Annotated in this window: 20 protein-coding genes; 18 read left to right on the top strand and 2 right to left on the bottom strand. The window is 65.5% G+C overall.

Annotation, left to right across the window (positions count from 1 at the left end):
* Positions 1–15 precede the first annotated feature (15 nt).
* The 3 genes from AC1RKI_RS14940 to AC1RKI_RS14930 all read left to right on the top strand — a co-directional run bounded on the left by AC1RKI_RS14940 (position 16) and on the right by AC1RKI_RS14930 (position 3,706).
* Positions 16–777, top strand: a complete 762-nt coding sequence (locus AC1RKI_RS14940) for a TetR/AcrR family transcriptional regulator (RefSeq protein WP_150979085.1) — start codon at positions 16–18, stop codon at positions 775–777.
* A 321-nt stretch (positions 778–1,098) separates the two neighbouring features.
* A complete protein-coding gene (cqsA, locus tag AC1RKI_RS14935) occupies positions 1,099–2,358 on the top strand; it encodes an alpha-hydroxyketone-type quorum-sensing autoinducer synthase (RefSeq protein WP_492796442.1) in 1,260 nt (419 codons plus the stop codon).
* A 37-nt stretch (positions 2,359–2,395) separates the two neighbouring features.
* A complete protein-coding gene (locus tag AC1RKI_RS14930; protein WP_061955107.1) occupies positions 2,396–3,706 on the top strand; it encodes a sensor histidine kinase in 1,311 nt (436 codons plus the stop codon).
* A 27-nt stretch (positions 3,707–3,733) separates the two neighbouring features.
* Here the strand turns inward: AC1RKI_RS14930 and AC1RKI_RS14925 are convergent, their stop codons facing one another.
* Positions 3,734–4,714, bottom strand: coding sequence for a hypothetical protein (locus AC1RKI_RS14925; protein WP_061955214.1), 981 nt, complete (start codon positions 4,712–4,714; stop codon positions 3,734–3,736).
* A gap of 170 nt (positions 4,715–4,884) precedes the next feature.
* Here AC1RKI_RS14925 and AC1RKI_RS14920 point away from each other — a divergent pair, with 170 nt between their 5' ends.
* The 13 genes from AC1RKI_RS14920 (at position 4,885) to AC1RKI_RS14860 (ending at position 18,268) form a co-directional block, all read left to right on the top strand.
* The gene (locus AC1RKI_RS14920) at positions 4,885–6,315 is read left to right on the top strand and encodes a DUF3300 domain-containing protein (protein WP_150979088.1); all 1,431 of its coding nucleotides are present in this window, start codon (positions 4,885–4,887) and stop codon (positions 6,313–6,315) included.
* 91 nt (positions 6,316–6,406) lie between these two features.
* Entirely contained in the window at positions 6,407–7,300 is an 894-nt protein-coding gene (locus AC1RKI_RS14915) for a DUF2950 domain-containing protein (RefSeq protein ID WP_223505730.1), read from the top strand.
* 384 nt (positions 7,301–7,684) lie between these two features.
* A complete protein-coding gene (locus tag AC1RKI_RS14910) occupies positions 7,685–8,254 on the top strand; it encodes a BPSL1445 family SYLF domain-containing lipoprotein (protein ID WP_061955218.1) in 570 nt (189 codons plus the stop codon).
* Between the two features lie 15 nt (positions 8,255–8,269).
* Positions 8,270–9,124 (top strand): sensor histidine kinase, encoded by an 855-nt coding sequence (locus tag AC1RKI_RS14905; protein ID WP_150979089.1) that lies wholly within the window; start codon positions 8,270–8,272, stop codon positions 9,122–9,124.
* Positions 9,125–9,166: 42 nt separating this feature from the next.
* Positions 9,167–9,793: a response regulator transcription factor gene (locus tag AC1RKI_RS14900; RefSeq protein WP_490713336.1), complete on the top strand. Its 627-nt coding sequence runs from the start codon at positions 9,167–9,169 to the stop codon at positions 9,791–9,793.
* A gap of 103 nt (positions 9,794–9,896) precedes the next feature.
* Complete coding sequence (locus tag AC1RKI_RS14895) at positions 9,897–10,268, top strand: response regulator transcription factor (RefSeq protein WP_061955116.1); 372 nt, start codon at positions 9,897–9,899, stop codon at positions 10,266–10,268.
* Positions 10,269–10,395: 127 nt separating this feature from the next.
* On the top strand, positions 10,396–10,650 hold the full coding sequence (locus tag AC1RKI_RS14890) for an RNA recognition motif domain-containing protein (protein WP_061955118.1): 255 nt from the start codon (positions 10,396–10,398) through the stop codon (positions 10,648–10,650).
* A 95-nt stretch (positions 10,651–10,745) separates the two neighbouring features.
* Entirely contained in the window at positions 10,746–12,038 is a 1,293-nt protein-coding gene (locus AC1RKI_RS14885; RefSeq protein WP_061955220.1) for an efflux RND transporter periplasmic adaptor subunit, read from the top strand.
* On the top strand, positions 12,035–15,214 hold the full coding sequence (locus AC1RKI_RS14880) for an efflux RND transporter permease subunit (RefSeq protein WP_061955120.1): 3,180 nt from the start codon (positions 12,035–12,037) through the stop codon (positions 15,212–15,214). The genes AC1RKI_RS14885 and AC1RKI_RS14880 overlap by 4 nt, the downstream gene beginning before the upstream one ends.
* Positions 15,211–16,689 carry an efflux transporter outer membrane subunit gene (locus AC1RKI_RS14875; RefSeq protein WP_492796447.1) on the top strand — a complete coding sequence of 493 codons (1,479 nt, stop codon included), beginning with the start codon at positions 15,211–15,213 and terminating at the stop codon, positions 16,687–16,689. Before AC1RKI_RS14880 ends, AC1RKI_RS14875 begins: the two co-directional genes overlap by 4 nt.
* Positions 16,690–16,703: 14 nt before the next feature.
* Positions 16,704–17,165, top strand: coding sequence for a glycine zipper domain-containing protein (locus AC1RKI_RS14870; RefSeq protein ID WP_223505956.1), 462 nt, complete (start codon positions 16,704–16,706; stop codon positions 17,163–17,165).
* Positions 17,166–17,219: 54 nt separating this feature from the next.
* The gene (locus AC1RKI_RS14865; protein ID WP_061955124.1) at positions 17,220–17,807 is read left to right on the top strand and encodes a hypothetical protein; all 588 of its coding nucleotides are present in this window, start codon (positions 17,220–17,222) and stop codon (positions 17,805–17,807) included.
* 71 nt (positions 17,808–17,878) lie between these two features.
* Entirely contained in the window at positions 17,879–18,268 is a 390-nt protein-coding gene (locus AC1RKI_RS14860) for a hypothetical protein (protein WP_061955126.1), read from the top strand.
* Between the two features lie 46 nt (positions 18,269–18,314).
* On the opposite strand, the gene ppk2 is transcribed toward AC1RKI_RS14860, so the two are convergent.
* Entirely contained in the window at positions 18,315–19,139 is an 825-nt protein-coding gene (gene ppk2, locus AC1RKI_RS14855; protein ID WP_492796449.1) for a polyphosphate kinase 2, read from the bottom strand.
* A gap of 139 nt (positions 19,140–19,278) precedes the next feature.
* Between ppk2 and AC1RKI_RS14850 the strand changes: the two genes are divergently transcribed.
* Together AC1RKI_RS14850 and AC1RKI_RS14845 are read left to right on the top strand one after the other, a co-directional pair.
* The gene (locus AC1RKI_RS14850) at positions 19,279–19,566 is read left to right on the top strand and encodes a hypothetical protein (protein ID WP_061955128.1); all 288 of its coding nucleotides are present in this window, start codon (positions 19,279–19,281) and stop codon (positions 19,564–19,566) included.
* A 34-nt stretch (positions 19,567–19,600) separates the two neighbouring features.
* Positions 19,601–20,746 (top strand): AI-2E family transporter, encoded by a 1,146-nt coding sequence (locus AC1RKI_RS14845; protein ID WP_492796451.1) that lies wholly within the window; start codon positions 19,601–19,603, stop codon positions 20,744–20,746.
* Position 20,747 lies beyond the last annotated feature (1 nt).

Raw genomic sequence — 20,747 nt, 5'->3', positions numbered from 1 at the left:
TCCTGCGTATCCGGTATGACCCGAGAATCCCGCGCTTCTGCCTCGGCCGCCGCCAGCGGCACGCATCGGCCGCCCAACGCAACCACCGGCGGCGCCATCAAGCCGCAGGGACAGTGGCATCACGGCGACCTGCGCGCATCGCTGATTGCCTGGGGCCTGCATCTGCTGGATACCGAAGGCATCGGCGCGATGAGCCTGCGCGCCGCGGCCAAGCTCGCCGGGGTATCGCCCGGCGCGCCTTCGCACCATTTCCAGGATCGCAACGGACTGCTGGCCGCCATCGCCGCACAGGCGTTTCGTGAACTCAAGGATTTCAAGAGCGAAAAAGCTGCCAGCCTGCCCAACAGCACCCCGGCTGACCGCCTGCGTGGATTGCTGGTCGGTTACGCGGAATTCGCCCACACCTATCCGGCGCGCTTTCACCTGATGTTCGGCCCGTCGATCGAACGTCGCGACGAGTACCCTGAACTGGCACAGGCCGCCGGCAACTCGTTTTCGCGCGTGCGCGAAGCGGTAACGGCCTGCCTCGATGGCCAGCCTCCCGTGCACCTTTCCGAGGACAAACTGGCCTTCGCGGTGTGGATCGCCGCCCACGGACTGGCCACGCTGACGGCCAGCAACGCGCGCGTGTCCAGCATTTCGCCCGAGCCGATGGACGTCGGCCAAATGGCCGCCGTGGTGTCCGAATTCTGCCTGCGCGGATTGCGCGCATGCGCACCGGCCGCGGCCGACGCGAGCGCGGCACGCCTCGATTCCGAGGCGGCCGGCAAGCCGTAGTCACCGGGCGCCGCGCGCCTTGCGCCGGCAATTGGCCCCGTCGCCGGGCCACCGCCGCCGCCCCTTTTCCGTGCCTTTGTCCGCCCAGCCACCTGGGGGAATGTGCGGGACATACCTTTGAGGCAAGATGCACGCTGCAACGGTGATATTGCACATGTCTTGCCGGGCGTTGTTGTGATTTGACGACGTTTCGGACCCGCATCGGTCGATTCCGCACCGCAGGGAGCAGGGGAGCACAGTGCAATTCCCCGGTAGGCCTCAAGCTTTCGTCAAAGCGATTCCCTATTTCAACCCCCGCAGTTCCGACCTGGAAAACCATCGATGCCGTTATCCGCACATCAGTCACACCCGACCATTTCTATCAGTCCCGGCAGATCCGCGCCGCTGCCGGAATGGATCGCAAAACGGATGGACGCCCACTTCGTCGACCGGATGGAGAAACTGTGGGGCGGCGACCATCTGCTGCACGGGCGCACGCCGGGGCCGGACGCGCTGCATCTGAGCAGCAACGACTATCTATGCCTGCTGGGCGAGCGATCGCTGGTGCAGGCGCAAGCGCGCGCGCTGCTGGAAGAGTCGCCGGAGTTGCTGATGTCGTCGGTGTTCCGCCATGGCGACACGCCGCAGCAACGCGTCGAACGCAAGCTGGCGGCACTGATGCACGCCGAGGACGGCCTGATCGCCCAGTCCGGCTGGGCCGCCAACGTTGGGCTGGTGCAATGTATTGCGGGGCCCGGCGTGCCGGTCTATATCGACATGAACGGCCATGCGTCGCTATGGGAAGGGATCACCGCCGCCGGCGCTCAGGCCGTGCCGGTGCGCCATAACGATTTTGCGCACGCGTTGCGCCAGATCGAGCGGATCGGACCCGGTGTGATCATGGTGGATTCGGTCTACAGCACCACGGGCAGCCTGGCGCCGCTGGAAGAATATGTCCGCGTGGCCGAGCGCACGGGCTGCGTGCTGGTGGTTGACGAGTCGCACTCGCTTGGCACGCACGGGCCGCGCGGAGGCGGGCTGGTGGCGGAACTGGGGCTTTCGGAGCGCGTTCACTTCCGTACGGCGTCGCTGGCCAAGGCGTTCGGCGGCCGGGCCGGCTTTGTCACCTGTTCGTCCGCTTTCAAGGATTTTTTTGCCGTCGAGGCGCGGCCGGCGATCTTCAGCTCCGGCCTGTTGCGCCATGAGATTGCCTGGTTCGAGGCGGCCGCCGATTTCATCGCCGCAGCCGACGATCGTCGCGCCAAGCTGCACGAGATCACGAAAACCACGCGGGCGGCGATCACCGCGCTGGGCTACAACATCAGCGACGGTTCGGAGCAGATCATCGGCCTGGAGGCGGGAACGGAGCCCCAGGTGATGGTGCTGCGCGACGCCCTGCAGCGGCGCGGCATCTTCGGCGCGGTGTTCTGTTCGCCCGCTACCCCCAAGAATAGGGCATTGATGCGCCTTACGCTGCATGCGAAACTCACTGCCTTTGAAATAGACCGCCTGGTCTCGGTACTTGCGGAAATCCGCGACGAGGTGAGGCTCGAAGAATGGTCCTCGACGCGCCGCGCGCGACGCGGTGTCTCGCCCCAATAGGCGATGCACGGCACCTTTGCAGGAGACAGAGCCGGAGATGGAAGCAACGCAAGAGCAAGCCAGACGCCCGTCCGCGGTGGCCAGACTGGCCCGGGACGCAAGGCGCGCGATGTTCGAGAAGGCGTCGCGCACCACGCTGCTCGACGAAGAGAGCGTCGTGCGGCTGCGCCGCATCCAGATGGTCGGCGCGCTGGGCGTGATCGGACATCCGCTGTACTTCGTCATCTGGTCCTACGTATTTCCGCAGCCGTATGAAAACATCTGGCTGAGGCTGATCTGCACGGCGCTGTTCGTTCCCTTGCTGTTTGCATCGGCACTGTCGCACAAGCGCTGGCTGCCCGCGTACGCATTGTTTGCGATCACGATCGGCATGCCTTTCGCATTCATCTTCTTTTACCTGGAAAACCACGCGTCGCTGGTGTGGGCCGAATCGGTAATCATTGCCGTGGTGGTGCTCTATCACTTCAGTTCGGTGTTTGCGACGATCGCGCTGCTGGCCGGCGCGGCAGGGGCCTTTGCGATATTCGTGGTGGCGGGGCATTCGGTGGCCGGCATCCCGTGGCAACCGCTGCTGCTGCAGATCCCGATCATCGCGTTTGTGATCGCGGTGCTGGTGGTGATCAAGCTCGACCGCCAACTGCTGATGGAGGAAAAACGGCGCGGCATGGCGGTAGCGCTGGCCACCGTTGCGCACGAACTGCGCACGCCGCTGACCAGCCTGACGATGACCGCCAACGGGCTCAGGAACGCGCTGCCGGCAGCGCTGGATCCGCAGGCGGCGCAACGCGCCGGCCTGCTGCAGGCAGTGGCCCGGCTGCAGGCCGATCTCGCGCACGTCAACAGCAGCCTGGAATTGCTGGTGGCCAATTCAAAAGATCCGAAGGCGGCCCGCCAGGAGGTGTTCGAACTGGGCCAGTCGATTCGCCGCGCCATCGAGCGCTTTCCGTTCGACGTCCCGCATCAGGACATCGTCAGTATCGAGATTGCCGAGCCCATGCTGGTGATGGGCAATGCGCAACTGTTCGAACTGGTGATCACCAACCTGACCAAGAACGCGTTGGAAGCCATCAAGCGGGCTGGCAAGGGCGCGATCCGCATCCGCTGCGAGAGCCGGCAAGGCAACGTCCATGTGCTGTTCCGCGATACGGCCACCGGCGTGCCCCCGCATGTGCTGGCGCGCATGTTCCAGCCGTTCTTCTCGTATCCGGCGCATCGCGGCACCGGCATCGGCCTGGCCTTCTGCCGCGACGTGCTGCGCAGCTGGGGCGCGTCGATTTCCTGCCGTTCGGTCGAACACGAATACACCGAATTCGATCTGCAGTTTCCGCAGCCGCGCGTAACGGCGTAACGGCGTGACGCGCGCCGCGGGCGCGGCTCAGAAGCTGGCTGCGATACCGAGCGAAAAGCCGCTCACGTTATTGCCGAACACATAGCGCAACACCGTGCGCACCCGCGTGACGAAGATCTCGTGCGCGCTGGTGTCCAGTTCCAGGCCCACACCGACCGTGGTGAGATAGTCGAAGCCCAGCGCCCCGGCCTGCGCGCCGAGATAGTGGGAATGCGACAGTTCGAGAACGTATCGGACCGGCCGATCGAGCGCATGCATGCCCGTCGGCGCACGCCATCTCGCGTACAGGCTTGCAGTCTGCGCCTCGGCCGAGCCCTTCACCGCGTCGGACGTCCCGCCAAAGCTCTGCAGATGGATATGGGTGTAGCGCAGTTCGAGGTCGATCTCGTGCGTCTCGCGATAGTGTTCCCAGTCCAACATCAGCGACCCGCCCAATCCGTACGCGTTGAGCGTGCCGCCATCGAGGAAGTTGATGTCGCGATCGGTTTTGTGGTTGACGAAGCCCTGGGCGAGTCGCAAGTCGCTCGACACATTGCCAAGCGACGCATTGAGAATCGGACGGATCACCAGTTCCTTGTCGTCGGTCAGCGGAAAATCCCAGCCCACGCCGATCGTGCCGGACACGGTGTTCCAGCGCGTGGGCAGCGGGCGAGACTCGGATCCCTGCGTGGCGACAAACGTCGGATCGTAGCGGCTATAGGCGATCGCCCCCTCCATATACAGCGGGAACGACTTGCTGAAGGTAAAGCCGCCGCCCAGTTGCGACATGATGATGCCCGGGTTCTGGGTCTGGGAATTGTTCAGCGACAGCGAACTGGAAGCCAGATCGGGCACCACGGAAAAGCTCATCAGCGTCAACACCGCGTCGGCGTGCCGCTGGACGCCCGCGCCAAACAGCTGCGGGTCGGGCGCCGTCTGCGCGAACAGCGGCGCGGCGCTGGCCAGCGCCAGCAACGCGGCACCCGCGGGTAGGGCTCGTCTGATGCGGCGTGGCAGGTAACGGGCCATGGCATCCACCGGCGATCCGGCGTCGATCCACGATGCCCTACACATTAGCGCCGCCGTCAGATGCTGCGTATTGGACCAAGGTTCCATTGCCGGTGTCGCACGCGCCATCTATAAGTTCCTCAACGATGCCGCCACGGGAGGTGGTGGCTCGATTTGTCAGGGAGAACGCCATGACGCACGCCTGCGTGCGAGGGATCCGGCCGTCGCGGGCCCTGCGCTGGCTGGGCGCGTGGCTTGTCGCCTGCGTGCTGGCAGGCGTTGGCGGCGCCCAGGCCCAGAATGCGGCAAGCCAGCCGCCTACCTTCAAGCCCGAGGAAATCGAGGCGCTGGTGGCGCCCATCGCACTGTACCCCGATTCGGTGTTGTCGCAGGCGCTGATGGCGTCCACCTATCCGCTGGAAATCGTGCAGGCCGCGCGCTGGCTCAAGGCCAATCCCAACGTCAAGGGCGATGCGGCCATCAAGGCCGTGCAGGACCAGCCATGGGATGTCAGCGTGAAGTCGCTGGTGGCGTTTCCGCAGGTGCTTGAACCGATGAACGACAAGCTCGACTGGACGCAGAAGCTTGGCGATGCATTCCTGGCGCAGGAAAAGGATGTGCTGGCGGCGGTGCAGCGCCTGCGCGCCAAGGCGCAGCAGTCGGGCAACCTGAAGTCGAATGAGCAGCAGAACGTGATTGTCGAGCCAGCGCCACAGGGCGCGACCACGCAGACCATCGTCAAGATCGAGCCGGCCAACCCGCAGGTCATCTACGTGCCGTCTTACAACCCCACGGTGGTCTACGGCAGTTGGGGATATCCGTCGTATCCGCCGTACTACTGGCCACCTTATCCGGCCTACTATCCGGGCGGCGCGCTGATGACCGGCTTTGCCTGGGGCGTGGGCCTGGCCGCTGCCGGCGCCATTTTCTCGAACTGCAACTGGGGCGGCGGCGACGTCAATATCGACGTGAACCGCGCCACCAACATCGACCGCAGTTTCGACCGCACCAAGGTGGAAGGCGGCAATCGCTGGAAGCACGATTCCAGCCACCGCAAAGGCGTGGCATATCGCGACAACGCCACGCGCGAACGCTTCGGCAATAACGTCGGCGGCGCCGACCGACGCAACGATGCACGCGGACGCGAAGGGGTGTCGGACCGCGCAGGCAATCGGCAAGGCGACCGCGGCGGGGACCGGGCTGGCGATCGCGCGGGCAACCGGCAAGGCGACCGCGCCGGAGACCGGGCTGGGGACCGTGCGGGCACGGCCGATCGCGCCAGCAGCGGCGACCGACTTTCCAGCAATCGCGGGGGCAGCGCAGGCGTGGGGGACCGCAGCGCAGGCGGGGCGAGTCGTACCAGCTATGGCGACGGCGTCGGCGGTGGGCGCGACAACGCGTTCCAGGGTGTCGGCGGCGGCGGGGGTTCCGCACAGCGCGACTTCGATCGCGGCCGCGCCAGCGCCGGCTCATCGGGTATGGGTGGCGGCAACGCCGGCCAGCGCGGCGGCGGTGGCGGTGGATTCAGCGGCGGTGGTGGTGGTGGATTCAGCGGCGGCGGTGGTGGATTCGGCGGTGGCCGCGGTGGCGGGGGCGGCCGTGGCGGCGGCGGACGGCGTTGATCGCACGCCAGCACCATTGCGCATCGCGCGCCACCATCGACAACGAGGGGGAAGGGCCATGCGGGCATTGACGGAGATTGCGCGGCGGCACATGGCAATGGCCATGCTGTTGCTGGCGATGTGCGCGGGGAGCCCCGGCATCGCGCATGCGCAACAGGCGTTCGATACGCCAGAGACTGCGATGCACGCATTCGGGGACGCCATCGCCACGAGCAACGACAGCGCCGTGCAGGCACTCCTGGGTCCCGGGTGGCGCAGCGTGATTCCGCCGCTGGGCGCCGAGCTGCGCTATCGCTTTCTGTCGGCGTGGAGCCAGGCCCATGCGGTGCAGATGGAAGGAGCCGACCGCGCGCGCATTACGGTGGGCAACGACGGCTGGACGCTGCCGATCCCGCTGGTACGCAGCAACGGGCGCTGGCATTTCGACATGCGCGCCGGCCAGAACGAGATGCGTCTGCGCCGCATCGGCCGCAATGAACTCAACACGATACAGACCATGCTCGCGGTGTACGACGCACAGCGCGAATACGCGGCCGGCGATCATGGGCCGCGCGGCATGACGATCTATGCGTCACGCCTGGTGAGCTCCCCGGGCAAGAAAGACGGCCTGTACTGGCCGAGCGCGCCTGGCGAGCCCGTCAGTCCGCTGGGACCGGCCTTTATCGACGCCACGTCAAAACACACCGCAGCGGGCGGCTATCACGGCTATCGCTACAAGCTGCTGACCGGACAAGGGCCCGCCGCGCCCGGCGGCGCATATTCGTACCAGGTCAACGGCATGCTGTTCGGCGGATTCGCGGTACTGGCCTGGCCGGTCAAGTACGGCGAGTCGGGCATCAAGAGCTTTATCGTCAATCACGACGGGCAGGTCTACGAACGCGATCTCGGCGCAGACACGGCGGCGCGCGCCGCGGCGATCGACCAGTTCGACCCTGGCCCCGGATGGACCAAGGTACCGTCGCAGGCTTCTGCGCCATTGCAGTAGTGACGCGCAATGCGCGTGTGCCGTTCGGCATTGACCGAATAATTGCCTAATAGGAGGCATTGACATTAATTACCAATGAAATTTTTTTGCATCGATATTTTCATCAGATTCTCTACAGCAAATATTGCAATGCTCAGTTTGCCGACCTAACGTGTATTGCACAAACGCCAAAACCCATAAAAAGTCGGCGTCTAAAAAGCAATAGTTCGCAATAGTCTTCAGGGGTGGCGCCAGGCAGCAGGTCGTGATTCCGCGGCGGGCCGGTGCGCATTCGACGACTCTTGTACCGGCCGCCTCCTCAACCGGGCAATGGTCGCGCCTCCCGGCCATTGCGGCCCGTATCGCCATCTGTATCGGCTCGAATACTGTCTATGGGAGGACATCGTGAACCGACGCTTATTCCTGTTGTTGCCATCGTTGGTGGTTGTACCCACGCTGGCGGCGTGCACCGGCACGCCTGCCACACCATCGGATGCGGCCGCCAAGCGCCGCGAGATCGATGCCGGTGTGGATGGAACATTGACCCGGCTTTTCAATACGGCCAGTTCGGCGCAATCGCTGGTCAATGACGCCAGAGGCGTGCTCGTATTTCCCAAGATTCTTGCCGGCGGCTTTATTGTCGGCGCGGAATATGGAGAGGGCGCGCTGCGCGTGAACAACGCGCCGGTCGGTTATTACCGCACCACCTCGGCGTCGTTCGGGCTGCTGGCCGGCGCGCAGTCCAAGGCGCTGATCATGCTGTTCATGACCGACGATGCGCTGCGCAGCTTCCAGCAGAGCAAGGGCTGGACCGCCGGTGTGGATGGCTCGGTCGCGGTCTTGCAGGTCGGGGCCAACGGGCAGGTGGACACCAACACCGCGCGGGCGCCCATCGTCGCCTTCGTACTGACCAACGCTGGGTTGATGGCGAACCTGTCGCTCGAAGGCACGAAGATCAGCAAGCTTGATATCTGACAGCGGGGGTCCTGCATGCGGACGACACCTGCACGAGCGTGGGGGCTTTTCGTCGGGTTGTGTCTAGCGTCGGCGGCCGCTTTCGCGCTGGGCCAGCAACGCCGCATCGGCCAGCATCTGCACCGCACCGACGGTGGCCGGCATTTGGACGGGCCGATGCCGAAAGGCATGGGCGAGCTGGCCGGATCGCTCGCCCATGAGCTGAACCAGCCGCTGACCGCCATCACCAGCAATGCGCAGGCGGCACGCGCATACCTGGCGTCAGGGAACTTCCAACAGGCCGAGCTTGGCGACATTCTCGACGACATCGTGAGCGACGCCTCGCGCGCCAGCGACATCGTGCGCGGCGTGCGTGCGCTTGTGCTGGGCGAGGCGCCGCGCATGCTGCCCTTCGACGTCGGCGACGTGGTCGAGCAGGCGCTCGACATGGTGCAGGCCAACGCGGCGTCGCGCGGCGTGACGATCGGCAGCGAGGTGGCGCACGGCTTGCCGCGCGCGCTTGGCGATCCGGTCGAGATCCGACTGGTGCTGCTCAACCTGATCGTCAACGCGCTGGACGCGGTGGAGTCCGCGCACCCGACTGGCGATGGCAAGGTGATGGTGCATGCGTGCATGAAAGACGGCACGCTACGCCTGAGCGTGCATGACAACGGTTGTGGCGTCGCCGATGGCGACCTGGAGCGCATTTTTCGGCCGTTCTACTCGTCCAAATCCAAGGGCATGGGGATTGGGCTGTCATTCAGCCGCGCGTTGATGGAGCGAAACGGGGGGCACATCCTTGCTCTGCGCAACGCCGCGCAGGGTATGAAGTTCGAATGCGTGTTGCGCACCGGTCCGCTGGCGCAGCACACCGGGCTCGTCGCCGCCTGATCAGCGCGGCACGGCCCGCAACGTATCGCCGGAGGCAGGACCATGCAAACCAGAACCACTGTTCATATCGTCGATGACGACGAGAGCGTGCGGCGCGCGGTGGGTCGCGTGCTGGGCGCACACGGCTACCTGACATCGCTGGCCGCATCGGCGCAGGAATTTCTCGACACCGCTACGCTCGATACGGGCCCGGCCTGCGTGGTGCTGGACCTGATGATGCCCGACATGGACGGCCTGATGCTGCAGCGGGATTTGCAGCGCAAGCTACCCGTGATCTTTCTGACCGGCCACGCCGACGTGGCGCTGGCGGTGCGGGCGATGCAGGCCGGCGCGATTGAATTCCTGGAAAAGCCCGTCGCGGACACGCTGCTGCTTTCCGCCGTCGAGCGCGCCTGCGCGGCAGCCGTGGAGCGTTTCGCGTTCCATCAGGACCAGCAGGCACTGCTGCGAAAGATCGAGCGCCTGACCCCGCGTGAGCGCGAAGTGCTGGCATGGATCGTGACCGGTTATCGCAACAAGCAGGTCGCCAGCCAGCTGGGCACCGTGGAGAAGACCATCAAGGTGCATCGCGCCCACGTCATGCAAAAGCTTGAGGTCAATTCGCTGCCCGCGCTGGTGCGGCTGGCCGACAGAATGGGCATGGGCGACGCCGGGCTTGCGGCGACCTGACCGCTTTCACGTCATCCGATGGGACCATGGGCCAATATCGCATGCGAGGCAGGTTACTTAGCCTTGAAGGAATACGGCTTGGTAACGCTCTCTTCGCACGCATATGGCTTCGACCGGTCGATTTGTGGTGGTGGTGGATGACGACGTGTCGGTGGCGCGCGCCATCTCGCGCCTGCTGCGTGCCGCGGGCATGACGGTCGACACTTTCCACAACGGCGCCGACTGCCTTGCCAGGATCGCCACGCAGCCCGGCTATCTGCCCGCGTGCGTGATCCTCGATGTCAGCATGCCCGGCATGGACGGCCTGGAAGTGCAGCGCCGTCTTGCCCGCTTTCCGCTCTCGGTCATCTTCATCACCGCCCACGATGTGCCCGAAGCGCGCGACGCCGCACTCTCGGCCGGCGCCATCGGTTATTTCCGCAAGCCCTTCAACGCCACGCAACTGATCGACCTGGTGCGCAGCACGCTGGTGTAGCGCGCGCGGCGGCATGGTCCTTGGTCCAATTGCCAACAGCCCGATAGCAGACAAACTCTAGTCAGGACGATATCGGGTCGCAGCCTTCTCGCGGGCGTGACGCCGGAATCGCGACGAGGAGCGGAATATGCCGCTGATGATGTTATCGAATCTCCATCCCGATACCACCGATGACGACGTGCAGGCGTTCCTGGGGCGCTACGGATTTCCGCCCTATGACGAGATCGAGCGCCAGGAGGGCGACGGCACGCGCCCATCGGTCACGGTGACTTTCCTCACGATGGATCTGGCCGAGCTGTACAAGCTTGCGCCGCGCATTCACGGGGTGTTCTGGAACGGCCACAAGATCAATGCGCTGGTGCTCAGGGAGCGCTTCCGGTAATGCCGGGCGGCAACGGCGCGTGCTTGTGGCCCACGCCCGCGCGGCGCGCGCCATGCGGTGAGCGTGGCGTGGACAAGGCGAACGAAGGGGAGACGATGGCAACCGGTCTGGAATCCATTGGCTGTCGATACGTGTTGCCGGTGCTTGCGGCACTGGCCCTGGCGGCCTGCAGCAAGCAGGAGGCCAAGGGGCCGGCCGCGCCGCCTGTGACCGAGGTGGGTGTGATGCACGTGGCGTTGCGCGATGTGCCGCTGACCTTCGACTTCGTGGGCGAGACCCAGAGTTCGCAACAGGTGGAAATCCGCGCGCGCGTCAACGGTTTCCTGGAACAGCGCCTGTACACCGAGGGCGCCTTGGTCAAGGCTGGCGAAGTGCTGTTCCGCATGGATCAAAAGCCGTTCAAGGCCGCACTCGACGCCGCGCTGGCAGAACTTGCGCAACAGCAGGCACGCCTGACCACGGCGCGCGCCAACCTTGCGCGCGTGCGGCCGCTGGCGGCGCGCAATGCGTTGAGCCAGAAGGATCTCGATGACTCGACCGGCAACGAGCAGGCCGCCGCCGCGGCGGTCGAGCAAGCCCGTGCCAATGTCACCAATGCCAGGCTCAATCTGGGCTACACCACGATCACCTCGCCCGTGGCGGGCCTGTCGAGCTTCGCCAAGAAGCAGGTCGGGTCCTACATCGATGCCTCCAATAGCCTGCTGACATATGTGGCCAAGCTCGATCCAATCTGGGTCAACTTCAGCCTGTCCGAGAACGAAGTGTTGCGCAGCCAGTCCGAGCAGGCTTCCGGCGAATTGAAGATGCCGGCGCGTGGTGCGCTCGAAGTGGAGATCGTGCTGGCCGACGGCACCAGGTATGCGCAGCGCGGGCATATTGCATTTGCCGATGCCGCGTTCAATTCCGAGACCGGCACGTATCTGGTGCGCGCCGAGTTGCCGAATCCGAACGGCACGCTGCGCCCCGGCCAATTCGTGCGCGTGCACGTGATGGGCGCCTCGCGCACGCGCGCGATCACGGTGCCGCAGGAAGCCGTGGTGCAGGGCCAGCGCGGCCAGTCGGTGTGGACGGTGAGCAAGGACAACAAGGCCGAGTCGCGCGTGATCGAAGTGGGCGAGTGGTCCGAAGGCAACTGGGTGGTGCGCTCGGGCCTGCGCGAGGGCGATGTGGTGGTGGTCGATGGATCGCTGCGGCTGGCGCCCGGCGCGCCAGTCAAGCCGGTGATTGCACAGCCGCGCCCGCGCGTGGCCGAGGGACCGCCGTCGACGGCGCCCGCGAACGCTGCCGGCACGCCGCACGCCGTGCCCCCTGCCGTGCCGCCCGCCGGGGCGACCCCCAATGCTCCGACGCCTTCCCCTGCCACGCCGCCGAAAGGTAGCGCGTCATGAAGCTATCGCACTTCTTTATCGACCGGCCGATCTTCGCATCGGTGCTGTCGATCATTATCGTGGTAGGCGGGCTCGTGGCAGTGTTCAATCTGCCGATCGCACAATTCCCCGACATCACGCCGCCCAGCATCACGGTGTCGACGACCTATCCGGGCGCAAGCTCCGAAGTGGTGGCGCAGAACGTGGCCGCGCCAATCGAGCAGCAGGTCAACGGCGCGGACAATATGCTGTACATGTCGTCGACCAGCTCGTCGACCGGCAACATGACGCTGACGGTCTATTTCGAGATCGGTACCGATCCTTCGCTGGCGCAGGTCGATGTGCAGAACCGCGTCAACCTGGCGTTGCCCACCTTGCCCGACGCGGTCACGCGGCAGGGCGTGACGGTGGAAAAGCGCTCGCAGGCGTTCATGATGGTGATTGCCGTCTATTCGCCCGACAACAGCTATCCGCAGACATTCGTCGATAACTACACGAGCATCTACATTCTCGATTCGCTCAAGCGCATTCCGGGCGCCAATCAGTCGGCGATCTTCGGCACGCCCGACTATGCAATGCGCATCTGGCTGCGTCCCGACCGCATGGCGCAGCTTGGCATCACCGCGGAGGACGTGAAGAGCGCCGTGGCCAACCAGAACGAACAGTTCTCGGCCGGGCGCATCGGCCAGTCGCCCACCTCGGAGCCGGTCAAGCAGACCTTTCCGGTCACCACCAAGGGCCGCATGACCGAGCCCAAGGAGTTCGAGAACATCATCCTGCGCGCGGCGTCGGGCGATGCGGCGCTGGTGCGTCTCAAGGACATCGGCCGCGCTGAGCTGGGATCGAAGGATTATTCGCTACGCAGCCGCTACAAGGGCAAGACGGCAACGTTGCTGGCGGTCTATCAGCAGCCCGGCGCCAATGCGCTGGCCGTGGCCGAACAGGTGCGCAAGACGCTGCAAGAGGCGCGCAAGACGTTTCCGCCGGGCCTGGAATACGAAGTGGCGCTCGACACCACCGAGTTTGTGCATGAATCGATCAACGAGGTCGTGCATACGCTGCGCGACGCGGTGATCCTGGTGATCCTGGTGGTGTACCTGTTCCTGCAGAGTTTTCGCGCCACGCTGGTGCCGATCCTCGCCGTTCCGGTATCGATCATCGGCACGTTTACGGCCATGGCTGCGTTCGGCTTCTCGGTCAACATGCTGACGCTGTTCGGCATGGTGCTGGCGATCGGCATCGTGGTGGATGACGCCATCGTTGTGATCGAGAACGTCGAGCGCAACATGATGGAATTCCATATGCCGCCCAAGCAAGCCGCCAAGGCGGCCATGGACGAAGTGGGCGGTCCCGTGATCGCCATCGTGCTGGTGTTGCTGGCCGTGTTCATCCCGGTGGCGTTCCTGTCCGGCATCACCGGTCAGTTGTACAAGCAGTTCGCCATCACGCTGGCGGTGTCGGTACTGCTGTCCGGTGTGGTGGCGCTGACGTTGTCGCCGGCGTTGGCAGCCATCCTGCTCAAGCCCGGCAGTCACGAGAAAAACCGATTTTTCCGCTGGTTCAATCGCAGCTTCGACCGCATGGTGGAAGGTTACGGCAGCGTCGTGCAGGCGATCATCCGGCGCACGGTGATCTCGGTGGCGCTGGTGATTGCGCTGATCGCCGTGAGTGTGCTGCTGTTCATGCGCATCCCGTCATCGTTCCTGCCGGTCGAGGACCAGGGGTATCTGCTCGGTGCGGTGATCCTGCCCGACGCCGCAAGCCTGGACCGCACCGGAGAGTTGTCCAGGCGTGCCGAGCAATGGTTCGAAAAGCAGCCGGGCGTGAAGTCGGTGGCGTCGCCGGACGGCTTCAGCCTGATCGATTCGCAGAACAAGTCCAACGCCGGCACACTGTTTATCACGTTGAAGGGCTTTCATGAGCGCGGCAAGGGCGAGAGCGCCGCCGACCTGATCGCCGCCGCGAACCGGGAATTCTCGACCTATCGCGAAGGCCTCGTCATCCCGGTAAATCCGCCGTCGATCCCGGGCCTGGGCACCACCGGCGGCTTCGAGTTCTGGCTGCAGGCTACGGGCGACGGCACGTACCAGCAACTGGAAGAGCGCGTTCGCGCGTTTATCGCCAAGGCGCGCCAGCGGCCCGAGCTGCGCGGCGTCAGCACCACCATCAACACGCATTCGCGGCAGTTGCTGGTCGATCTGGACCGCGAACGCGCCGAGACCCAGGGCGTGCCGGTCGAGCAGGTCTACTCGGCGTTGCAGACCATGTTCGGATCGCTGTATGTGAGCCAGTTCCCGAAGAACAGCCGGCTGTTCCAGGTCATCCTGCAGGCCGAGCCCGAATATCGCTCGCGCCCCGAGGATCTCGACAAGGTGTACGTGCGCAACGCGCGCGGCGAGATGGTGCCGATCAAGGCGGTGACCAACGCGCGATATGTGGCGGGCGCGGACCTGGTGACGCGCTTCAACAATTTTCCGGCCGGCAAGATCACCGGAGACGCGGCGCCCGGCTACAGCTCCGGGCAGGCGCTCAAGGCGATGGAAGAGGTGGCCGCCGAAACGCTCGGCGAAGGCTACGCCTTCTCGTGGAGCGGGCAGGCCTATGAGGAAAAGAAGGCCGGCTCCACGGCCGCCATGGTGTTCGCCTTCGCGTTGCTGATGGTGTTCCTGATCCTCGCCGCGCAGTACGAGAAATGGTCGTTGCCGCTTGGCGTGCTGCTGGCTGTGCCGTTTGCGCTGTTCGGCGCGCTCGTTGGCATTCTGGTGCGGGGCATGGAAAACGATGTCTATTTCCAGATCGGGCTGACCGTGCTGATCGCCCTGGCGGCCAAGAACGCGATTCTGATTTTCGAGTTTGCCGTGGAGATGCGCGAAAAGGAAGGGCTGAGCGCCTACGATGCGGCGGTCAAGGCGTCCAAGCTGCGGCTGCGCCCGATCATCATGACATCGCTGGCGTTCATTCTTGGCTGCATCCCGCTGGCGATTGCCAGTGGCGCTTCGGCCGCCAGCCGCCAGTCGCTGGGCACAGGTGTGATCGGCGGGATGCTGGGCGCCACGGTGATCGCGGTGTTCTTTATCCCGATGTTCTTCTGGGGGCTGGAGCGCACGTCGGCCAAGAAAGCGACCCCGCCGGCCACGCCACCGGCCGTCACGCCGGTCAGTCCGGACCCCGCCGCGCCAGGTGGAGGCAGCGCATGAGCCGGCCGGTCGCCTGCGGCCTCAGGTGCGCGCGTGGCGCGATGGTCGCCGCGGCGCTGGCGTGCGGCGCCTGCACGCTGGGACCGGACTACGTGCGGCCCGACGTCAGCGTGCCGGACACCTACCGCTTTGCCAGCGAAACCGACGCCGCTACAGCGGCAGCCACGCCGACGGACAGCGCGTACTGGTGGGCGCAGATCGGCGATCCGGTGCTGGACGGCCTGATCGCCACGGCGCGCGCCAACAATCGCGACGTGCTGATCGCCGCCGCGCGCGTGGAGGAATACTACGGCCGCGTCATGGTGGCGCGATCGGGGCTGTTTCCGCAGGTCGGCGCGGAGTTGGGCGGCACCCGGCAGCGTGTCAGCGCAAGCGGCGGCAGCGTCGTCCCGCTCGACAACCCGTTCAACCAGGTGCGCGTCGACGCATTTGCCTCGTGGGAAATCGACATGTTTGGCCGCGTGCGCCGGCTCACCGAAGCGGCGCGAGCCGAATGGGCCGCGAGCGAACAGGCGCGCCGCAGCACGGAAATCAGTGTGGTGGCGTCGGTGGCCAGCGCCTACGTGACGCTGCGCGATCTCGACAACCGGTTGCGCATCGCGCAGGACACGCTGCGCAGCCGCGCCGACGCGCTCGAGGTGTTCCGCGACCGCTTTCAGGGCGGCGTGGTGTCCGAGGTCGAGTATTCGCAATCGCGCTCGGAATATGCGTCGGCTCAGGTGTCGGTCGAACAGTTCCAGCAACAGGTGGCGCTGCAGGAGAACCTGCTGGCCGGATTGCTCGGCGAAAACCCGCGCGACATGCCGCGCGGCAAGGAAATCGGCGATCTGGTGCTGCCCACGGTGCCCGTGGGGCTGCCGTCGTCGCTGCTTGAACAACGGCCGGATCTGCTGCTGGCCGAGCAGAACCTGGTGGCCGCCAACGCGCGCATTGGCGCGGCGCGCGCCGAGTATTTCCCGACGATTTCGCTCACCGGGCTGTTTGGCGCGGCCAGCACCGCTCTGTCCGGCTTGTGGGTCGGATCGGCGCGCACCTGGTCGTTTGGCGGGCTGATCAGCGTGCCGATTTTCACCGGCGGCGCGATTGCCGGCGACGTCAAACAGGCCGAAGCGCGCCAGGCGCAGGCGCTGCTGTCGTATCAGCAGTCGGTGCAGACCGCCTTTCGCGAAGTGGCCGATGCACTGGTCAGCGCGCAGCGCACGCGCGGCCAGCTGATTGCCAAGAACGAACAGGTCGACGCGTTGTCGCGCTACGCATTGCTGGCGCGCGACCGTTACGAGGGCGGCTACACCAGCTATCTGGAGGTGCTTGATTCCGAGCGGGCGTTGTTTTCGGCGCAGCTCGATCAGTCGAGTCTGCTTAGCGCGGAGTTTGGCCAGTTGATTCAGCTTTACAAGGCGCTCGGGGGCGGCTGGCCGGTGGGACCCGGCGCACAGGCCCAGCTCGATACGCTCAGCGGCGCCATCAAGGAGTAGTCATGAACAGATCGATGAGGTTTCCGCTGGTCGTGTTGTGGGCATTCGGTCTCTGCACGGGCGCGATGGCGCAGTCCAAGCCGGTTGCCTATCCGGCAAAGGGGCAGAGCGCTGCGCAGCAGCAACAGGATGACGGCGCCTGCTACGCGTGGGCCAAGTCCAATACCGGCATCGACCCCGCCGCGGTCAGCAGCGCACCGCCGCCGCCGAGCGGCCCTGCCGTGGGCGGCGGAGAACGTGTAGGCGGGGCGGCGCGCGGCGCGCTCGGCGGCGCGGTGATCGGCGGCATTGCCGGCGATGCGGGCAAGGGCGCGGCGGCTGGCGCGGCGGTCGGCACCGTGGCAGGCGGCTCGCGTGCGCGGCAGAACAAGCGCAACGCGCAGGCCAACTCGCAGGCGCAGTCGGCTGGCGCGATGGATACGTATTACCGGGCGTGGGGCGCCTGCATGCAAGGGCGCGGCTATTCGATCCGCTGACGGGCCGCCGGCCCGCCGCAAGTTTTTCAGTCAGCCTTGTGCTAAGGAGGAAGTATGTGGAAGCAACTCGTGATTCCGGTGGCATTGCTGCTGGCAGCGCCTGCCATGGCGCAGAGCCAGCCAGACATGAAGATGGACGTGACGCGCACCGAAGGGCAGACCACCGCGACCGGCACGGCGAAAGTGACCGCAACGATTACGGCCATCGATACCGCGACGCGCAAGATCACGCTGAAGACCGCGCAAGGCAAGATCACCGAGATGACGGTCGGCCCCGAAGCGCGCAACTTCGAGCAGTTGCGGGTGGGCGACAAGGTCACCGTGTCGTACAACGAGGCGCTCACCGTGAGTCTGAAGAAAGGTAGCGGCGCGGCCACGGTGCAGGAGCGCGAGATCTCGCAGCGGGCCGAACCGGGCGCCAAGCCTGGCGGAACGGTAGGACGAGAGGTCACCGTCGTGGCGCAGGTGGTAGCGGTCAACAAGGATGCCCAGATCGTCACCGTCAAGGGGCCGCACGGCCGCGTGGTCGACTTGCTGGTCAGCGACCCCGATCAGATGAAGAATGTGAAGAAGGGCGACCGTGTCCAGGCCGTCTACACCGAGGCCGTGGCGGTGTCGGTGGAACCAGGGGCCGCGAAGTAGCGCGGCGCGCCAACAGGTTCGGCCGGGCCGCAATCACCAGACGCGGTGCGGCCGGACCGCAGGAGAGCATCGTGAATGTCATCGTGAACCGGCGAATCTTTTGCTGTGCGCTGCTGCTTGGTGCGGCGTGGCCTGCGCATGCTTACTACGACCACTTCCTCAACGGGACCATCGTCGGCACGTTGGGCAAGGACCAGACCGCGGAACTGGTCGGCACTTTCACCAAAACCCTCAACGAGGCGGAAGACGGCACGGCCGTGCCTTTCACGCTGTCGCCGAACGCCAAGGGCAAAGTGACCGAAGGCAGCATCACGCCGGTACAGACGCGCACGCACGCGGGTCTGCGCTGCCGGCAGGTGAGCAGCGAACTGCGCCAGCAGGGACGTCAGCCCGAACGATGGAAAGGCTGGTACTGCCAGCAGGCTGACGGCAAGTGGAAGAAGACGCTGATCAAGGATTGAGCGCCGGGCTCCGTAGCTTGCGCGGCGGCTTCAGTCGGTCGGCACGTCAGTAGGTCTCGGGAACGTAGCGGTACGGGTAGTCGGGCTCGCGGTAGCCGCCAGGCTTCTGCCGCTGGGGCAGCGAAATCTTTTTCCGATGGATGCGCTCGTAGGGCACCTGCGATAGCAGGTGGCTGATGATGTTGAGCCGCGCGCGCCGCTTGTCGTCGGACCGCACCACATGCCATGGCGCGAAATCGGTATCGGAGGCGGCAAACATCGCGTCGCGCGCGCGCGAGTAGTCGTACCAGCGGCTGTAGGACTTCAGGTCCATGTCGGTCAGCTTCCACGTCTTGCGTCCATCCTGGATGCGTTGCTGCAGGCGTCGCGTCTGCTCCGGCTCGCTCACTTCCAGCCAGTACTTGATCAGCAGCACGTTCGATCCGACAATCGCCCGCTCTAGCAGCGGCACGGCACGCAGAAAGGTTTCGACCTGGTCCTCGTCGCAGAAGCCCATCACGCGCTCTACGCCGGCGCGGTTGTACCAGCTGCGATCGAATATCACCACTTCGCCGGCGGCGGGCAGATGAGGGATGTAGCGCTGCATGTACATCTGGCTTTTTTCACGCTCGGTCGGCGCGGGCAGGGCGATCACGCGAAAGATGCGCGGGCTCACGCGCTCTGTCAGCGCCTTGATGGTGCCGCCTTTGCCGGCGCCGTCGCGGCCTTCGAACACCACGCAGATCTTGGTGCCGGTGGCCTTGATCCAGTCCTGCATGCGCACCAGTTCCACATGCAGCTCGCGCAGCGCCGCGTCGTAGGTCTTGCGGTCAAGCGCGGGCACGGCGCCGTGGCCGGCTGCGTCGGTTTCGCGTGCGTGCTTCTTTCCCATGGCGTCCTTCCCGATACGTGGCCGGTGCGCCGCGTTTCCTTCAATCTGGATCACCGTGGCCTCACTGGCAAGGGCCTTTGGTCCAATGCTTGGCCCAAGGACCAATTGCATTGGCGCGGTGCATGGCGGACTCTTTTCCATGGGGGTGGCCATCATGTACAAGACCGGTTTATACCTGATGGGTGTGGCGCTGGCGCTGGCGTTCCTTGGCATCTTCTTTAGCGATCCCAGCGGGCAGATGCCTGACAGGCTCAACCTGTTCAGGATGGCGCTGCGCGGGCTGGAAGTGCAGATGATTCGCCTGTCGGCGGATCCGCCGCGCTATCTGGTGAGCGTGCTGGCGCGCGACTGGCTGCTCGGATGCATGGTGCTGGCGCTGCTGGGCGCGGCGCTGGCCATCGCGGGACGCGCACGCCAGCGCGGCTAGCGTCGCACCGGCAAGACATGCAAGGAGAGCTTCGATGACGCCTTCGCCTCTTCCCGTTGCGCTGGTGTCGCGCACGCTGATCGACACCTACATCCGCTTCGGACTGGTCGCGCTGCTGGCCGTGCTGTGTTTCCAGATCTTCCGGCCCTTCATGGACCTGATCGTCTGGTCGGTGATCCTGGCGATTACGATGTATCCCCTGCAACGGCGCCTGCACGGCAAGGTGTTCTCGCGTGAGGGCCACACCGCGGCGCTGCTGGTGCTGATGGTGATCGCCGTGGTGCTGGCGCCCACCTACCTGTTGGGCATGGCGCTGATCGATTCGGCCGAGCATGCCATGGCGGTGGCCAAGAGCGGCGAAATCCGCATTCCGCCGCCGGCCGACTCGGTAGCGCAATGGCCGTTGATCGGGCAGCGCCTGCACGACTTCTGGCTGATGGCGTCGACCGACGCAACCGGGCTGCTGCAGAAACTTGCGCCGCAGATCAAGACGGCCAGCGTGACGATCCTGGGCACGGTAGGCAGTGTCGGCGTCGGGCTGCTGATGTTCGTTGGCGCACTGATCATCGCCGGCATTTTCATGGCGTACGGCACCAACGGCACGCAAGCGGCCGTGCAGATCGCCTCGCGCATCTCCGGCCCGGAGCGTGGCCCGCGCATTGCCGCGCTGTGCACCGCCACGATCCGCGCCGTCGCTCAGGGCGTGATCGGCATCGCGTTCATCCAGATGCTGCTGATCGGCATCGCGTTCGTCATCAAGGGCGTGCCCGGCGCGGGACTGCTGTCGCTGGCCGTGCTGCTGCTGGGCATCATGCAATTGCCGGCCACGCTGGTAACGATCCCAGTGATCGTGTACGTGTTCGCCACCGAGGACATCGCCGCGGCCAACATCGTGTTCGCGATCTACGTCTTCATTGCGGGCCTGGCCGATAACGTGCTCAAGCCGCTGTTGCTGGGGCGCGGCGTCGATGTACCGATGCCGGTGGTGCTGATCGGGGCGCTGGGCGGTATGGTGGCCGGCGGGGTGATCGGGCTGTTTATCGGGCCGGTGGTGCTGGCGGTGGGCTATCAGTTGTTCTGGCAGTGGGTTGAAGATGCGCCGCAGCCCGGCGCCGCGCTGGACATGGCCCCGCGGGCCGATCCCGCGCCGCTCGGCCATGCGGATCTGCCGGGCGGATAGC

It is taken from the genome of Cupriavidus sp. GW822-FHT06G04, from assembly GCF_058799075.1.
This window is presented reverse-complemented; position numbering and strand designations above follow the sequence as displayed.

Coding starts and splice junctions, on each gene's coding strand:
- AC1RKI_RS14915 (WP_223505730.1), top strand. CDS start 6,407: ATGGCAATGGCCATGCTGTTGCTGGCGATGTGCGCGGGGAGCCCCGGC.
- AC1RKI_RS14905 (WP_150979089.1), top strand. CDS start 8,270: ATGCGGACGACACCTGCACGAGCGTGGGGGCTTTTCGTCGGGTTGTGT.
- cqsA (WP_492796442.1), top strand. CDS start 1,099: ATGCCGTTATCCGCACATCAGTCACACCCGACCATTTCTATCAGTCCC.
- AC1RKI_RS14895 (WP_061955116.1), top strand. CDS start 9,897: ATGGCTTCGACCGGTCGATTTGTGGTGGTGGTGGATGACGACGTGTCG.
- ppk2 (WP_492796449.1), bottom strand. CDS start 19,139: ATGGGAAAGAAGCACGCACGCGAAACCGACGCAGCCGGCCACGGCGCC.
- AC1RKI_RS14845 (WP_492796451.1), top strand. CDS start 19,601: ATGACGCCTTCGCCTCTTCCCGTTGCGCTGGTGTCGCGCACGCTGATC.
- AC1RKI_RS14875 (WP_492796447.1), top strand. CDS start 15,211: ATGAGCCGGCCGGTCGCCTGCGGCCTCAGGTGCGCGCGTGGCGCGATG.
- AC1RKI_RS14870 (WP_223505956.1), top strand. CDS start 16,704: ATGAGGTTTCCGCTGGTCGTGTTGTGGGCATTCGGTCTCTGCACGGGC.
- AC1RKI_RS14850 (WP_061955128.1), top strand. CDS start 19,279: ATGGGGGTGGCCATCATGTACAAGACCGGTTTATACCTGATGGGTGTG.
- AC1RKI_RS14900 (WP_490713336.1), top strand. CDS start 9,167: ATGCAAACCAGAACCACTGTTCATATCGTCGATGACGACGAGAGCGTG.
- AC1RKI_RS14865 (WP_061955124.1), top strand. CDS start 17,220: ATGTGGAAGCAACTCGTGATTCCGGTGGCATTGCTGCTGGCAGCGCCT.
- AC1RKI_RS14880 (WP_061955120.1), top strand. CDS start 12,035: ATGAAGCTATCGCACTTCTTTATCGACCGGCCGATCTTCGCATCGGTG.
- AC1RKI_RS14885 (WP_061955220.1), top strand. CDS start 10,746: ATGGCAACCGGTCTGGAATCCATTGGCTGTCGATACGTGTTGCCGGTG.
- AC1RKI_RS14920 (WP_150979088.1), top strand. CDS start 4,885: ATGACGCACGCCTGCGTGCGAGGGATCCGGCCGTCGCGGGCCCTGCGC.
- AC1RKI_RS14925 (WP_061955214.1), bottom strand. CDS start 4,714: ATGGCCCGTTACCTGCCACGCCGCATCAGACGAGCCCTACCCGCGGGT.
- AC1RKI_RS14940 (WP_150979085.1), top strand. CDS start 16: ATGACCCGAGAATCCCGCGCTTCTGCCTCGGCCGCCGCCAGCGGCACG.
- AC1RKI_RS14890 (WP_061955118.1), top strand. CDS start 10,396: ATGCCGCTGATGATGTTATCGAATCTCCATCCCGATACCACCGATGAC.
- AC1RKI_RS14930 (WP_061955107.1), top strand. CDS start 2,396: ATGGAAGCAACGCAAGAGCAAGCCAGACGCCCGTCCGCGGTGGCCAGA.